The 14242-nt window shown below is 69.7% G+C and carries 13 protein-coding genes and 2 tRNA genes; 11 read left to right on the top strand and 4 right to left on the bottom strand.

The annotated features are described in order from the left end of the window. Positions 1-39 precede the first annotated feature (39 nt). Positions 40-1461: an NADP-dependent phosphogluconate dehydrogenase gene (gene gndA / locus ACQP1V_RS13940; protein ID WP_433422793.1), complete on the top strand. Its 1422-nt coding sequence runs from the start codon at positions 40-42 to the stop codon at positions 1459-1461. A gap of 93 nt (positions 1462-1554) precedes the next feature. Here gndA and ACQP1V_RS13935 read toward each other — a convergent pair whose 3' ends face one another. After that, on the bottom strand, positions 1555-3147 hold the full coding sequence (locus tag ACQP1V_RS13935) for an MDR family MFS transporter (RefSeq protein WP_433422791.1): 1593 nt from the start codon (positions 3145-3147) through the stop codon (positions 1555-1557). A 110-nt stretch (positions 3148-3257) separates the two neighbouring features. Between ACQP1V_RS13935 and ACQP1V_RS13930 the strand changes: the two genes are divergently transcribed. From ACQP1V_RS13930 to ACQP1V_RS13920, 3 genes are all read left to right on the top strand, one after another. Further along, positions 3258-3839 (top strand): TetR/AcrR family transcriptional regulator, encoded by a 582-nt coding sequence (locus tag ACQP1V_RS13930; protein ID WP_387413351.1) that lies wholly within the window; start codon positions 3258-3260, stop codon positions 3837-3839. Positions 3840-3984: 145 nt separating this feature from the next. Further along, positions 3985-4386 (top strand): nitroreductase family deazaflavin-dependent oxidoreductase, encoded by a 402-nt coding sequence (locus ACQP1V_RS13925; RefSeq protein WP_433422787.1) that lies wholly within the window; start codon positions 3985-3987, stop codon positions 4384-4386. A gap of 145 nt (positions 4387-4531) precedes the next feature. After that, the gene (locus ACQP1V_RS13920; RefSeq protein WP_218001819.1) at positions 4532-5224 is read left to right on the top strand and encodes a rhomboid family intramembrane serine protease; all 693 of its coding nucleotides are present in this window, start codon (positions 4532-4534) and stop codon (positions 5222-5224) included. A 169-nt stretch (positions 5225-5393) separates the two neighbouring features. On the opposite strand, the gene ACQP1V_RS13915 is transcribed toward ACQP1V_RS13920, so the two are convergent. After that, the gene (locus ACQP1V_RS13915; protein ID WP_433422784.1) at positions 5394-5813 is read right to left on the bottom strand and encodes a hypothetical protein; all 420 of its coding nucleotides are present in this window, start codon (positions 5811-5813) and stop codon (positions 5394-5396) included. A 250-nt stretch (positions 5814-6063) separates the two neighbouring features. On the opposite strand from ACQP1V_RS13915, the gene ACQP1V_RS13910 reads away from it, so the two are divergent. Beyond that, a complete protein-coding gene (locus ACQP1V_RS13910) occupies positions 6064-8553 on the top strand; it encodes a DEAD/DEAH box helicase (protein WP_433422781.1) in 2490 nt (829 codons plus the stop codon). A 57-nt stretch (positions 8554-8610) separates the two neighbouring features. Here ACQP1V_RS13910 and dusB read toward each other — a convergent pair whose 3' ends face one another. Next, positions 8611-9723 carry a tRNA dihydrouridine synthase DusB gene (gene dusB, locus ACQP1V_RS13905; protein ID WP_433422778.1) on the bottom strand — a complete coding sequence of 371 codons (1113 nt, stop codon included), beginning with the start codon at positions 9721-9723 and terminating at the stop codon, positions 8611-8613. A 160-nt stretch (positions 9724-9883) separates the two neighbouring features. On the opposite strand from dusB, the gene ACQP1V_RS13900 reads away from it, so the two are divergent. From ACQP1V_RS13900 to ACQP1V_RS13890, 3 genes are all read left to right on the top strand, one after another. Then, a tRNA-Gly gene (locus ACQP1V_RS13900) sits at positions 9884-9955 on the top strand. A 29-nt stretch (positions 9956-9984) separates the two neighbouring features. Beyond that, a tRNA-Cys gene (locus ACQP1V_RS13895) sits at positions 9985-10055 on the top strand. 219 nt (positions 10056-10274) lie between these two features. Next, a complete protein-coding gene (locus ACQP1V_RS13890) occupies positions 10275-10472 on the top strand; it encodes a DUF5302 domain-containing protein (protein ID WP_067134246.1) in 198 nt (65 codons plus the stop codon). Between the two features lie 128 nt (positions 10473-10600). Here ACQP1V_RS13890 and ACQP1V_RS13885 read toward each other — a convergent pair whose 3' ends face one another. After that, complete coding sequence (locus ACQP1V_RS13885; protein ID WP_433422775.1) at positions 10601-11053, bottom strand: hypothetical protein; 453 nt, start codon at positions 11051-11053, stop codon at positions 10601-10603. A gap of 331 nt (positions 11054-11384) precedes the next feature. On the opposite strand from ACQP1V_RS13885, the gene add reads away from it, so the two are divergent. From add to ACQP1V_RS13870, 3 genes are all read left to right on the top strand, one after another. Continuing rightward, on the top strand, positions 11385-12362 hold the full coding sequence (gene add / locus ACQP1V_RS13880; protein ID WP_433422774.1) for an adenosine deaminase: 978 nt from the start codon (positions 11385-11387) through the stop codon (positions 12360-12362). A 167-nt stretch (positions 12363-12529) separates the two neighbouring features. Beyond that, the gene (locus ACQP1V_RS13875) at positions 12530-12841 is read left to right on the top strand and encodes a hypothetical protein (protein ID WP_433422771.1); all 312 of its coding nucleotides are present in this window, start codon (positions 12530-12532) and stop codon (positions 12839-12841) included. A gap of 702 nt (positions 12842-13543) precedes the next feature. Next, entirely contained in the window at positions 13544-14224 is a 681-nt protein-coding gene (locus tag ACQP1V_RS13870; RefSeq protein WP_433422768.1) for a hypothetical protein, read from the top strand. Positions 14225-14242 lie beyond the last annotated feature (18 nt).

The following is a 14242-nucleotide window of genomic DNA, read 5'->3' as shown; positions in this document are numbered from 1 at the left end:
CGCGTTCCCGGGCCGAGTCCGTGGGATAAGACTGGGAGCATGCGCACAGCAGATATCGGGGTGACGGGGCTGGCCACGATGGGCCGCAACCTCGCGCGGAACTTCGCCCGCCACGGTCACGTGGTCGCCGTCCACAACAGGACCGAGAGCCGCACCAAGCAGCTCATGGAGGAGCACGGCGACGAGGGCGCCTTCGTCCCGTCCTCCACAGTGGAGGAGTTCGTCTCCTCGCTCCGGCGGCCGCGCAAGGCGATCATCATGGTCAAGGCGGGCCCGTCCACGGACGCCGTGATCGAGGAACTCGCCGCGTGCATGGAGCCGGGCGACATGATCATTGACGGCGGCAACGCGCACTTCCAGGACACCCGCCGCAGGGAGGCCGCCCTCCGGGAGCGCGGCCTGCACTTCGTCGGCACGGGCATCTCCGGGGGTGAGGAGGGCGCGTTGAACGGGCCCAGCATCATGCCGGGCGGCGCCTCTGAGGCGTACGAGACGCTCGGGCCACTGCTGGAGGACATCGCCGCCAAGGTGGACGGCACCCCGTGCTGCGTCCACGTCGGGCCGGACGGCGCCGGGCATTTCGTGAAGATGGTCCACAACGGCATCGAGTACGCCGACATGCAGCTCATCGCCGAGTCCTACGACCTGCTGCGGCAGGCGCTCGGGCTGTCGCCGAGCGAGCTGGCGGACGTCTTCCGCGAGTGGAACCGGGGCGAGCTGGAGTCCTACCTCATCGAGATCACCGCCGAGGTGCTCGGACACACCGACCTCGCCACCGGCCGGCCGTTCGTGGACGTGGTGCTCGACCAGGCGGAGCAGAAGGGCACCGGCCGCTGGACCGTGCAGAGCGCTCTCGAACTCGGCGTCCCGGTCACCGGCATCGCCGAGGCGGTGTTCGCCCGCGCGTTGTCCGGCCATCCCGGCCAGCGCGCCGCCGCGCGCTCCCTCACCGGGCCGAACGGCGCCGCGCCCGGGGCGGAGCTCGTCGACGACGTGCGGCGCGCGCTCTACGCCTCCAAGATCGTCGCGTACGCGCAGGGGTTCGACCAGATCACCGCCGCGGGCGAGGAGTACGGCTGGAACGTGGACCGGGGAGCCATGGCCACGATCTGGCGGGGCGGCTGCATCATCCGGGCCAAGTTCCTCGACCGCATCCGCGCGGCCTACGAGGCCGATCCCGCCCTGCCGACGCTGCTCGCGGCCCCGGCGTTCACCGCCGCGCTGGCCGACGCGCAGGACTCCTGGCGCCGGGTCGTCGCCACGGCGGCGACGATCGGCGTTCCGACGCCCGGCTTCTCGTCCGCGCTCGCGTACTACGACGGGCTGCGCCGCGACCGGTTGCCGGCCGCGCTCGTCCAGGGCCTGCGTGACTTCTTCGGCGCGCACACCTACCGCCGGGTGGACCGGGAGGGCGCGTTCCACACCGACTGGTCCGGCGACCGGCGGGAACGGCCCGCCTGACCGGGGCTCGCGCGCGACCTCCGGAAAACGTGGTACGGCCCGCACCCCGGGCGCGGGGTGCGGGCCGTACCACGTGAACCGCGGGCCTCCGGTCTATTCGAAGACCGGGACGGCCTCGGCCTTGTCCTCCGCCTTTCCGGGTGCGGAGGCACCGCTGCGGAGGGGGACCTCCTTCACGAAGATCGCGATTACCGGGACGAGCACGGCGAACAGGACGGACCACGCGAAGACACCGCTGATGGAGTCGGCGAGCGCGCCCAGGATGCCGTCCTTCATCTGCGGAGGAAGCTGGGCGAGCTGGGCGGGGTTCATCCGGCCGCCGCTGGACGCCACCTTGCCGGCCATCTCCGGCCCGAGCTTGGCGGTGAGCTCGTCGGTCAGCTTGTTGTTGAAGATGGCGCCGAACAGCGAGATGCCGAACGAGCCGCCGATCGAGCGGAAGAACGTGGAGGCGCTGCTCGCGACGCCCAGGTCCTTCTGCTCGACGCTGTTCTGCGCGATGAGCATGGTGGTCTGCATCAGGAAGCCCATGCCCAGGCCGAGGACCGCGATGTACACACCTGTCGTCAGCGTGCTGGTCTTCGCGTCCTGCAGGGAGAGCAGCAAGGTGCCGATGGCCATGACCACGCCGCCGACGACCGGGTAGATCTTGTACTTGCCGGTCTTGGTGATCGCGCGGCCGACGAACAGCGACACGACCATCGACGCGGCCATCATCGGCAGCAGGAGCAGGCCGGAGTTGGTGGCGCTCGCGCCCTGCACGGTCTGCTGGAACAGCGGCAGGAAGCTGATCGCGCCGAACATCGCGAATCCGAGCAGGAAGCCGAGCGCCGAGATCAGGCTGAAGTTGCGGTTGGCGAACACATGCAGCGGCAGGATCGGCTCCGCCGCGCGCTTCTCGATCGGCAGGAAGATCGCCAGCGAGACGACGGCGAGGGCGGCCAGGCCGAGGATCTGCCAGGAGCCCCACGGGTAGCCGTGCTCCTGCCCGCCCCAGGACGTGACCAGCACGATGGCGGTGATGCCGACGGTGAGGACGGCCGCGCCCAGCCAGTCGATGCGGTGCTCGGTGCGGTGCTTGGGCAGGTGCAGCTTGAGGATCAGCCAGGCCAGCGCGATGCCGCCGATGGGCAGGTTCACGTAGAAGGCCCAGCGCCAGTCTCCGTGGTCGGTGATGAAGCCGCCCACCAGCGGTCCCGCGATCATGGCCAGCGACATGATCGCGGCCATGATGCCCTGGTACTGCCCGCGCTCGCGGGGCGGCACGAGGTCGCCGACGATCGCCATCGCGTTCACCAGGAGGCCGCCGGCGCCGAGGCCCTGGATCGCACGGAAGGCGATGAGCTCGATCATGCCGTTTTCGGTCCCGCCGAAGAGCGACGAACCCGCCATGCCGCAGAGCGCGGATCCCACCAGGAAGATGACGATCGAGGCCAGGAAGATACCCTTACGTCCGTAAAGGTCACCCAGCTTGCCCCAGATCGGCGTCGAGACCGTGGTCCCGAGCACATAGGCGGTGGTCACCCACGTGAAGTACTCCAGGCCGTTCAGCTCGCCGATGATGCGCGGCATGGCCGTACCGACGATCATGTTGTCGAGCATCGCCAGCATGATCGCGAGCATGAGGCCCGGCAGCACCATCATGACCTCTTTGGACCTGCCTGGTGGTGCGGCGGATTCCGTCATTTGCGTCCCCCTTGAAGCGCTACTTACTTGCCGACCGGCAAGTGGCAGAGGGTTACGGTAGGCTCCCTGCTTACCGGCCGTCAAGTTAAATAAAGGGGTTAAGCAAGGCAATGGGTGCTCAGACCGACACGCGGAGCCGGATCCAAGATGTCGCGCTTCGGCTCTTCACAGAGAAGGGCTACGAGGCGACCTCTCTGCGCGAGATCGCCGAAGCTCTCAACGTCACCAAAGCCGCCCTTTACTACCACTTCAAAACCAAAGACGACATCATCGCGAGCCTCACCGAGGACCGGATCAAATCCCTGGACGCGCTGGTCGCCTGGGCCCAGGAGCAGCCGCGCACGGTGGAGACCCGCCGGGAGCTGGCCCGCCGCTACTCAGAGGACATGACGCGCGGGCGCGACCACGAGGTCATGCGCTTCCTGGAACGCAACCAGACCGCGCTGCAGCAGCACAGCAAGGTCATGATGATGCGTGAGCGGATGACGGCCCTCATCTCCGTCCTCTGCGACGCCGACGACCCGATCACCGTCAAGCTCCGACGCTCCATGGCGATCTTCACCATGCACGCGGTCTGGTTCGTACTGCGCGACGAGAAGGTGGGCGACGAGGAGCGGACCGAGGCCGCGCTCCAGCTCGCGCTGGAACTGATCGACTCCGCGGAAGAGTGCCCCACGCCAGCGGAAAACTGATCAAATTCTGCCCGGCGCCCACGCGAAGGCACCGGCCGGACAGTGTGGATCGTGGCACGCTTCGGAAGGATCCGGCCGTCGCGGACGGCCCCGTGTCCTCCAGGGCATAGAGCAGATCGGCAACCGACCACAGCAGGAGGGTGACATGTTGTTCGGCGCGGAACACGTGAAGAGGTATGTCGAAACCGACGGCACCGAGGGCCACGACTGGCAGGGAACGACGGTCGCGATCCTCACGACCACCGGCCGCCGGTCCGGGCTCAGTCGCAGCACCCCGCTCATCTACCAGAAGTACGGCGACGCCTACCTGGTGGTGGCGTCCAAGGGCGGCGCCGACGAGCCACCGCTCTGGTTCCGGAACCTCCAGGCCGACCCACATGTGGAGTTCCAGGTCAAGGGTGACCGGTTCGCGGCCGTGGCCCGCGCGGCCACCCCGGAAGAGAAGCCGGACATGTGGCGCACCATGGCCGCCACCTGGCCGGCGTACGACGACTACCAGCGCAAGACCGAACGCGAGATCCCGGTGGTCGTCATCGAACGCGCGTGACCGAGGCTCGGGCCGGGCGGCCTCCCGCCGCCCGGCCCGGCTCGCCGCGCGGCAGTTGCGGCCGGGCGCGGAATGCCCGCCGGTGGCGGCCGTGCCCACCCAGGGATATGTTTCGGCTGGAGTATCCGGCGTACGGGAGGGTTCGTTGAGCGACGGCCGCACCGCCGAGATCATGATCGCCGAGGCCCGGAAGGCGTTCTGGGTCATGGTCGGCTTTCTCGGCCTCATCTGGATCGTCCAGATCGTCAACTGGGCCGCCGGCTACGGGCTCAGCTACAGCTATGGGATCAGGTCGTGGCAACTGGACGGCCTGCCCGGCATCGTCTCCGCTCCGTTCCTGCACTGGAGCTGGGAGCACATCGAGGGCAACTCGGGCCCTCTTTTCATCTTCGGGTTCCTCGCCGCGTACCGGGGAGTGAAGAAGTTCTTCGGGGTGACCGCCCTGATCGCCGTCACGAGCGGACTCGGCGCGTGGTTCACCGCCGCCCCCTCGACCGTCGGAGCGGGCGCGAGCGGCCTGGTGTTCGGATACTTCGGATACATCCTGGTACGCGGGGCGTTCGACCGGCACCTGATCGACATCGTGATCGGCGTGGTGATGGGCCTCTGCTTCGCGTACCAGTTCACGGGGCTCCTGCCCGCCGAGGGGATCGGCTGGCAGGCGCACCTGTTCGGGTTCGTGGGCGGCATCGCGGGCGGCTACCTGTTCCGTGACCGCCGGGCCGTCGCGTCCTCCGGCCCGCCCGCCGCGTCCCGCGGCCGGGACAGCGCCTCGCCCGGGTCCACGGGCGACTCACGGTCGGCGCTGCTGAAGGAGATCGAGGACCTCGGTCTCTGACGCCCGGGAGGAAGACCGTCCACCCGCCCGCCCGGCGGCGCGGGCCGGGACCGCCTTTACCGGGAGCCGGTCCATCCGACATCCCGGGGTACGGGCCCCGGGATGCCGTCGAACCGTGGTCGCACGGTCGGCCGAATGCCCGGCTGAGGATCTCGGCCGGGCGGTGAGCCTACGCCGCGGAGGGAAGCCTCTGGAGGATCTCCCGCAGCATCTCACCGTGGGACTTGAGGATCACCTCGACGCCGTCGAGGCGTTGCTCGACCCTGGTCAGGCGGTTCTCCACGTTCGTGAGGCGGCTCTCCACTTTGGTGAGGCGCTCGTCGAACCGGTCCATCCGCTCCTCGAACCGGTCCATGCGCTGTTCGAACCGGTCCATGCGCTGTTCGAGCTTGCCGACGCGCTCACCGAGAGCGTCGAACCGCTCGTTCATCTCGGTGCGCAGCACCTTGATCTCCACCTGTACGAGGGCGACGCACTGCGCGGTGGCCTCGTAGCGCCGCTGCGCCAGTCCTGCGAAGTGACTCACGGTCTTCACCTGCCCTTCGAGCGCGGTCACCCGCCTGTCCAAGCTCTCTATGGTCACGGTCAACGTACCGATTCCTCTCGTGATCTGCGATCGGACAGTCGCAGACAGTAATCGAGCCTGTACCGGGTGGCCGCGAGCCGAATATCGTTCAGGTTGGAGTTCCTTCCACCAGGGGAGATAACCTTCGTCCACGACGAAGGCTCCTGTAGGCCCGTCCGCGCCGAGCAGCGCCAGATGTACGGCTGCCGCGGTTCCCGGGGTGCGCGGGCGCCGACGGTCGAAGCAGCCCCGAAGCTTCGGCAGGATAAAGAGCATGAACCTCATCGGGCGCCTTCCGGCCGACAGCGAACCCGACTCCCTCTACGAGGCGTTCACCGCCTGGAACACCGAGCGGGGGCTGACGCTGTACCCGGCGCAGGAGGAGGCGCTGATCGAGGTCGTCTCCGGCAACAACGTCATCCTGGCCACCCCCACGGGGTCCGGTAAGAGTCTGGTCGCCGCGGGCGCCCACTTCGCGGCGCTCGGCCGGGACGAGGTCAGTTTCTACACCGCGCCCATCAAGGCGCTGGTGTCGGAGAAGTTCTTCGACCTGTGCGCGATCTTCGGCACCGAGAACGTCGGCATGATGACCGGCGACGCCTCGGTCAACTCCGACGCCCCGATCATCTGCTGCACCGCGGAGATCCTCGCCCAGATGGCCCTCAGGGACGGCCCGCGCGCCGACGTGGGCACGGTGATCATGGACGAGTTCCACTTCTACGCCGAGCCCGACCGCGGCTGGGCCTGGCAGGTGCCGCTGCTGGAGCTGCCCCAGGCGCAGTTCGTGCTGATGTCGGCCACGCTGGGGGACGTCGAGAGGTTCGAGAAGGACCTCACCCGTCGCACGGGACGCCCCACCGCCGTGGTGAAGAGCGCCGAACGGCCGGTGCCGCTGCTCTACTCCTACCGGGTGACGCCGCTGCACGAGACCCTGGAGGAGCTGCTGTCCACGCAGCAGGCCCCGGTCTACGTCGTCCACTTCACGCAGGCGGCCGCCATGGAGCGGGCGCAGTCGCTGATGAGCATCAACATGTGCTCGAAGGCCGAGAAAGAGGCCATCGCCTCCCTCATCGGCGGTTTCCGGTTCACCACGCGCTTCGGCCGGGCCCTGTCCCGGCTCGTCCGGCACGGCATCGGCGTCCACCACGCCGGAATGCTCCCGAAGTACCGCCGCCTGGTGGAGCGCCTCGCCCAGGCGGGCCTGCTCAAGGTCATCTGCGGCACCGACACGCTGGGCGTGGGGGTCAACGTCCCGATCCGCACGGTGCTGTTCACCGCGCTGTCGAAGTACGACGGCAACCGGGTGCGGCGGCTGCGCGCCCGCGAGTTCCACCAGATCGCCGGGCGGGCCGGCCGCGCCGGTTTCGACACCGTCGGGTACGTGGTGTGCCAGGCGCCCGACCACGTCATCGAGAACGAGCGGGCGCTCGCCAAGATCGGCGACGATCCGAAGCGGCGGCGCGGCTACGCCCGCAAGAAGCCGCCGGAGGGCTTCGTCGGCTGGAGCGAGGAGACCTTCGAGAAGCTGCAGACGGCCGAGCCCGAGCCGCTGACCTCGCGGTTCAAGGTCAGCAACGCGATGCTGCTCTCGGTGATCAACCGGCCGGGCGACTGCTTCCAGGCGATGAAACAGCTGCTCACCGACAACCACGAGGACCGCAAGGCGCAGCGGCGGCACATCAGCCACGCGATCGCGATCTACCGGTCGCTGCTCGCCGGCGGCATCGTGGAGGCGCTCAAGGAGCCCGACGAGCACGGCCGCAGGGCCCGCCTCACCGTGGATCTGCAGGAGGACTTCGCGCTCAACCAGGCGCTGTCCACGTTCGCGCTCGCGTCGTTCGAGCTGCTCTCCTCCGAGTCCCCGACGTACGCGCTGGACATCGTCTCGATCGTCGAGTCGACGCTGGACGATCCGCGCCAGATCCTGCACGCGCAGCTCAACAAGGCACGCGGCGAGGCGGTCGCCGAGATGAAGGCCGACGGCGTCGAGTACGAGGAGCGCATGGAGCGCCTCGCCGAGATCACCTACCCGATGCCGCTCGCCGACCTGCTCTTCGGCGCGTACGAGACGTACCGGCACGGCCACCCCTGGGTCGGCGACCACACGGTGAGCCCCAAGTCGATCGTGCGCGACATGTACGAGCGGGCGATGACCTTCACCGAGTACATCCAGTTCTACGAGCTGGCCCGCTCGGAGGGCACGGTCCTGCGATATCTCGCGGACGCGTACCGCACGCTGTCGAAGACCGTGCCCGAGCACCTCAAGACCGACGACCTGATCGACCTGATCGAGTGGCTCGGCGAGCTGGTCCGGCAGGTGGACTCCAGCCTGATCGACGAGTGGGAAAAGCTGGCCAACCCCTCGGAGGCGCTGGAGTCCGAGGCCGAGCTGGAGACCAGGATCCGGCCGGTCACCGCCAACGCCCGCGCGTTCCGGGTGCTGGTCCGCAACGCGATGTTCCGCATGGTCGAGCTGGCCGCGCTGGACCGCGAGGAGGAGCTGGTCGAGTTGGCGCCCGATGTGGACTGGGGCGCGGCGCTCGACGCGTACTACGAGGAGCACGACGAGATCGGCACCGGCCCGTCCGCGCGCGGCCCCGCGCTGCTCCAGATCGAGGAGGAGAAGGAGCTGTGGCGGGTCCGCCAGGTCATCGAGGACCCGGCCGGGCACCTCGACTGGGGCATCGCCGCGCAGGTCGATCTCGCCGCCTCCGACGAGGAGGGCCACGCCGTGCTCCACGTCACCGGCATGACCCGCATGTGACCGTTCCCGGCCGGCCGCGAGCGCGCGGACGGGTCTGAGGCGTCGCGTTCCGGCGGGTCAGCCGCCGGAGGTGGCGTCCTCGGCGTCCGCCCCCGGAACGGTCATGTCGTCGGGGTCGTCCAGCCAGCCGTGCGGCAGCATCACCTTGGTCCGCTCGCCGCTCTTGCCGCGTGGGCCGTCGGCCTCGGCCGGCCAGGGCTGCGCCCCGTCCAGCTCCGCGGCGCGCTCGCGCAGCTCGGCCAGGCTCGACACGGTGGTCAGCCCGCGGCGCGTCTCGGCGCCGATCACGAAACCCTTGAGATACCACCCCACGTGCTTGCGGAAGTCGGCCAGCCCGTGCGGCTCGCTGCCGATGACCTCGCACAGCAGCTCGGCGTGGCGCACCATCGTGGCCGCGACCTCGCCGAGGGAGGGGCGGGTGCGCTCCGCGGACCCCTGGAAGGCGAGGTCGAGGTCGCGGAACAGCCAGGGTCGGCCCAGGCAGCCGCGGCCGACCACGACGCCGTCGCAGCCGGTCTCGGCCACCATGCGCAGCGCGTCGTCGGCCGTCCAGATGTCACCGTTGCCCAGCACGGGGATCTCCGGCACGGCGTCCTTCAGCCGTTTGACGGCATCCCAGTCGGCGGTGCCGCCGTAGTGCTGCTTGGCCGTGCGCGCGTGGAGGGCCACCGCCGCGACGCCCTCCTCGGCGGCGATCCGGCCCGCCTCCAGGTAGGTCAGGTGGTCGTCGTCGATGCCCTTGCGCATCTTGATCGTCACCGGCAGCGGGCCGGCGTTCTCCACCGCCTCCCTGAGGATCGCCCGCAGCAGGTTCCGCTTGTACGGCAGCGCCGACCCGCCGCCCCGCCGGGTCACCTTGGGGACGGGACAGCCGAAGTTCAGGTCGATGTGGTCGGCCAGGTCCTCTTCGGCGACCATCCGGGCGGCCTTGCCGACGATGGCCGGGTCGACGCCGTAGAGCTGGATGCTGCGCGGGCGCTCGTCCGCGCCGAAGCGGATCATCTGGAACGTCAGCGGCACCCGTTCGACCAGCGCCCGCGATGTGATCATCTCGGAGACGAACAGGCCCCCGCCTTGCTCCCGGCAGAGCGAGCGGAAGCCGATGTTGGTGATCCCCGCCATCGGCGCGAGCACCACCGGGGGCCACACCTCGAACGTCCCGATTTTCATGCGTTCATTCTCGCCGCCGGCGAGGTGTGAGACGTACAAGATCATGTGCTTCGCTGCGGAGAGTGAACGCGGACGCACGCGCCGGTGAACGGCGCGAGTCGTATAAGTACGCATCGAAGCCGGAAACCCGGTACAGTTGCGGCAACGCCGTCAGGCGGTCGCGGAAGTGGCTCAGTGGTAGAGCATCACCTTGCCAAGGTGAGGGTCGCGGGTTCGAATCCCGTCTTCCGCTCTGAGAGGTCTCCGACATGGGCCTCCCTCGGTGGAGTGGCCGAGAGGCGAGGCAGCGGCCTGCAAAGCCGTCCACACGGGTTCAAATCCCGTCTCCACCTCTGCATTCGGATCCAATCGCGGTTTCGCTGTTCTTCGGATACGCCGCGCCCGATCCTGTCATGACTCTTCGACCGGCCGTACCACGAGGCCCCCTTCGCTCGCTCCCGATCCGACGACGCCACAGTTCGGCTCGGATCAAGAACGCGCGGGTGGCGGTAGGGTGAGCGTCTACCGCGCCGGTCCCGAAACCGTGCGCCTGCACGCCTCAGGAGGTCCGCATGGCCGCCGCCGAACCGGAGCGCGACGACGCCCCCGAAGACGAGATGAAGCAGAAGTTCCGCGAGGCGCTGGAGCGCAAGAAGCGCGCGCAGGCCGAGCGGAACGCCACGGGCGCCGGCAAGGACCCGTCGAAGGTGCACGCCGCGCACGGCCCCGCGGGCGGCAAGCGCACCTTCCGCCGCAAGAGCGGCGGCTGACCACACCGAACCGCCCTCCGAAAAGGGCCGTCGCCCCGCGGGTTTTCCCGCGAGGCGACGGCGCGGCCGGCCCGGGGCGCCGGGCCGTTCTCAGCGGCAGGCCGTCCTAGCGGCCGGTGCCGGTCCGGTCAGCGGCGGCCACGCTCCTCGTGGCTCCAGTGCTCGCCGCCGCGGTGCTCGTAGCGCTCCCGCTGCTCGTAGCGTCCCGGGTGACGCCCGTGCTCGTAGCGCTCCCGCTGCTCGTAGCGTCCCGGGTGACGCCCGTGCTCGTAGCGCTCCCGCTGCTCGTAACGTCCCGGGTGACGCCCGTGCTCGTAGTAGCGCTCCCGGTGCTCGTAACGACCGCGCTCGTGGCCTCGGCGGTGCTCGCAGGTGACGCGGCGCGTCTTTCCGTGGCTCCTGCAGTACTTGCAGCCGTTGCTCCACCAGCAGTCGGCGGCCTTCTTCGTCGTGGTCGAGGTCGAGCCGCTGCCCTCCCCCTGGGACGCGGTGGTCGCGTTCGCGGGAAGCGCTGAGAAGGTGACGGGGAGGACGAGGGCGGAAGCCACCAGCGCGCCGGTGGCGAGTGCGTTTTTGAGCATGAGAATCACTCCGTTGGTGTCCTTGTGCTGGTGATCGCGCCCCCTCATGGCGAGGGCCGGATCTCCGTACCCGCCGGGGCTCGCCGGCGATGCGGCCTGCCAGGGCGCTTGGTGACTGACGGAGCGTCGAATCGGTCTCCCGGGATGACGCCGAAACGGCGTGTCGACCTACCCCAACGGTAGGGACGCCTGCGGCTGGTGGTCACCCGTAAGTGGCAAAGGGCTCGGACGGGGAAGATTACCGTCTGTTCGGATAGACCGCGGGTTTGTTCAGCGGCAGAGCCGAATAACTGCGTGCCCCGCCCTGGGCCGTATCCCTACGCTTTGCGGCATGCGGGATATCGCTCGGCTGCCCAAGGCCCATCTGCACGTCCACCTGGAGAGCACCGTACGGTGGCGGACCGCCCAGGAGATCGCCGACGCGAACGGCCTGACGGTCCCGGACCTTCCGGGGTCGTTCGACGGCTTCCGCAGCTTCGCCGACTACAACTCGCGCGTGCGGGAGAGCCTGTGCCGGCCCGAGGACTTCCGCCGGATCGCGCTGGAGTTCTGCGAGGACGAGGCCGCCCAGGGCACGCGCTACGCCGAGGTCACCTTCACCGCGGCCTCGCACGGGGACCGGCTCGGCAGCCCCGAGATGCCGCTTGAGGCCGTGCTCGACGGGCTGGCCGAGGGTCGCGCCGCGTACGGCGTCGAGTGCCGGGTGATCCTGGACCACTCCCGCCGCCGATCGGTCGACCGGGCCTGGCGCACGCTCAAGCTCGCCACGCGGTACGCCCCGGAGGGCGTCGTCGGCATCGGCCTGGCGGGCGAGGAGTCCTATCCCCTCGCGCCGTTCGCCGAGGTGTTCGACGCGGCGCGGGACGAGGGCGTCCGCCTCGTGCATCACGCGGGCGAGGAGGGCGGCCCCGAGAGCGTCCGCGAGGCTCTCTCGCTCGGCCACGCGGAGCGCATCGGGCACGGCATCACCGTCCTCGACGACGACAGGCTGGTGGCCGAGCTGCGCGAGCGGGCGATCCCGCTGGAGGTGTGCCCGACGTCGAACGTCGCCCTCGGGCTCGCGCCGTCGCTCGACGACCACCCGCTGCACCGACTGCGCGCGGCCGGGCTGACGGTCACGCTGAACACCGACATCCCGTCCATCGTCGGGACGTCGCTGGTCGAGGAGTACGCCCGGGTCCGCGACGCCTTCGGGTACGACGACGACGCGCTGGCCGAGCTGGCCCGCGCGGGGATCGACGCGTCGTTCGCGCCCGACGCCACGAAGGAGCGGCTGTGTCGCGGCGTCGACGCGTGGCTGGCGTCGTGACCTCCGCATCGCTCCGGTGAACAGGTCTGCTGTGTGCTCAGACCGTCGCGTTTCGAACGGCGCGCGCCCCCGTGACGGGCTCTCTGCGCAGGAAACAGACCGGAAACAAGAGACGTCGCCCCGTGAGCGCTCACGGGGCGACGCCGGATCAGCGGGCGGAGCCCGCTATGCGCGGCAGCGCTTTACCCCTGCTGCTGCTGTTGCTGCTGTTGCTGCTGCTGCTGTTGCTGCTGCTGTTGTTGCTGCTGTTGCTGCTGCTGTCTGTGGTGCCTGTGGTGCCCGTGATGTCTGTGCCGGTGACAGTGGCCGTGCGGGCAGGGCTTGAGCTGCCCGGTTTCGCCGATCGAGGTGACGACCGTGGCCGGCGTTGCGGCGGCCGCGGGCTGCGCGGGCATCGCTGCGGGGACGACGAGCGCCGAAGCGATCATCGCGCCTGCCGCGATTACTTGCTTGAGCATCTAAATCACTCCGTGTGGTGAGGTTGCACGCCCGCTCGCCGGCGGGACGCGTTCGCAGGTGTCGCCTGGCCCGCCGAGCGGATCGACTGGGCCGGTGGCACTCGCGGATCGACGGAGCGTCGAATCGGTCTCCCGGGAAGACGCCGAAACGGCGCCTCAGGTCGTTCCCGACAAATCACGCCTGTCGCGACCCGGCCGGGTGGCGCTCGCCGCCCCCTCCGGCGAAGCTCCTCGCACGCGACGGGCTCTCCGGGGGCCGGGGTCGTCGGCCGGAGGCTCGCTCCGGCCACCTCCCCCGTCTCGGCGGCGGGTCCATCCGGATCCGCGGTCGACAACCGGCGGTATTCATCGGGTAACTCCCTCGTTTCACGCTAAAGGCGGAATATCCTGCTGGTTACCCATTACCGGCAAAAGCCATCATTAGCGCGGATTACCGGTGTCTTGGCCGCGCCGCCCGCCGGAAGGCCCGGCCGCGCGGGCGCTGTCGCGCATGGACGCACCGAAACACGGTTTTGCCCAATATGAAAGCGGCACTTCCGGAAATTCCGTGAAATCGCGGGGTTCCCGGCCGCCCGCCGTCGTCCACGGCGTTACCCGGCCACGTCCCGCCGCGTCCGGCTTTCCGCGTCCGCACAGGGGCCGCGGGGGGCGGTTCTTCTCATTGCCGCCACCTGAGCGCACACTGGAAAGCGACATGTTGGGCGATTCGGGTGGGAGTTTCTCGTGCACGATCAGATGCCCACGGCAATGCCGCTGCTGTCGCGCGGCAAGCATCGCAACCCCAACAAGGGCGCGTGCTTCATGGAGCTGGCGTCCTTCCTGGCCGGGGAGCGCTGGAGCGATCATCCGGCCTGTACGCATCCGCTGCTGGCCGGTCTCGCGCGCCTGGTCAACGACCACACGTCGGACCCGGCCCGGCCGCTGCTGGCCCCGATGATCCCGTCCGTGATCGGGCTCACCGGCGACGACCCGCGCATCGACGCCTGCATCGCGCTCCGGTGCGCGATCTCGGCGCTGCCGGTGGTCTCGCACGAGCGCCAGCTCGCGCTGGCGGTGTCCGTGCTCTCCGCCGAGCACGTGCTGGCCACCCTCGACGGGCGGCCGCAGGGCAGCGTCAGCGAGGAGAGCGCGCGGACGCTGGCGAAGGTGCCGGACGCGGCCCGCTGGGCGTACCGGTTCCGGCGCGGCGTACGGGTCTCCGCCAAGGGGTTCCGCAGGTACGCGGCGCCGAACACGGTGCAGCTCGCGGTCCGGGGGATCTCGGAGGCGTGCGTCGCCGATCCGGACGCGCTGCTCAGGGCGCTGCTGACGGACGCGATCACCGACTGCGCCGAGCTGATCCGCCGCCAGATGCCGGTCGATCCGGAGCGGTGGGAGGACGCCTGCCGGCTCACCCGGCGCTGAGCGACGGCGACGCGGCGC

Source organism: Microtetraspora malaysiensis (genome assembly GCF_050947145.1).
GTDB lineage: Bacteria > Actinomycetota > Actinomycetes > Streptosporangiales > Streptosporangiaceae > Microtetraspora_A > Microtetraspora_A malaysiensis.
The sequence above is the reverse complement of the archived record's forward strand: the minus strand, read 5'-3'. Positions and strand labels throughout refer to the sequence as shown.